General features: G+C 49.0%; 2 pseudogenes. Both read left to right on the top strand.

Going from position 1 to position 992, the window contains the following annotated elements:
* A pseudogene (locus ACWHAR_RS23600) lies at window positions 1-141 on the top strand (rhamnogalacturonan acetylesterase); the annotation flags it as partial.
* Window positions 142-148: 7 nt separating this feature from the next.
* Window positions 149-992 (top strand): annotated as a pseudogene (gene yesZ, locus ACWHAR_RS23595) (beta-galactosidase YesZ); the annotation flags it as partial.

Here is a 992-nt window from a genome sequence, read left to right as displayed (position 1 = left end):
ACCTATTTTATGGTTTCAGAAGGGATTAACGATTACACGCATTTTACAAAAAAAGGCGCAAATGAAATGGCGAAACTTGTGGCAAAAGGCATAAAGGAGCTCGGCCTGCCATTGACAGAATCGATCATCAAAGAAGGGTGAAAATGTGATGAGAAAACTGTATCATGGCGCTTGCTATTATCCGGAATTATGGGATGAAGAGACGATTCAGCAGGACATTGACATCATGCGTGAAGTTGGCGTAAATGTTGTGCGGATCGGTGAATTTGCCTGGTCTGTCATGGAACCTGAAGAAGGAAAAATTGACATCGGTTTTTTCAAAGAAATCATCGCCCGGCTGTATGACAGCGGGATCGAAACGATTATGTGCACGCCGACGCCTACCCCGCCGATTTGGCTGTCACACGACCGGCCCGAACGCATGCATGTCAATGAAAAAAGAGAGATCATGGGGCATGGCTCCCGTCAGCACGCCTGCACGAACAACCCGTATTTCCGAAAAAAAGCCGCCATCATCACCACAGCCATCGCCAAGGAGCTTGGCCGGCTCCCGGGGCTGATCGGATGGCAGCTAGACAATGAGTTTAAATGCCATGTTGCAGAATGCATGTGTGAGACATGTTTGCGCTTATGGCATGATTGGCTCAAAAATCGCTACGGGGTGATTGAGCGCTTGAATGAAGCTTGGGGAACCGATGTGTGGAGCGAAACCTATCAGACGTTTGAGCAAGTCCCGCAGCCGGGACCGGCCCCGTTTCTGCATCACGCTTCCCTAAGCACCATGTATCAGCTGTTTTCGATGGAGATGATCGCTTCGTTTGCGGATGAACAGGCCAAAATCATCCGCTGCTATTCAGATGCGCCGATCACGCATAACGGATCAGTCATGTTCAGCGTGGACAATGAGCGAATGTTTCAGAATCTCGATTTTGCCTCCTATGACACGTACGCTTCGCAGGAAAACGCCTCTGCCTTTTTATTGAACTGTGATT

It is taken from the genome of Bacillus sp. LR--39, assembly GCF_053613335.1.
This window is presented reverse-complemented; position numbering and strand designations above follow the sequence as displayed.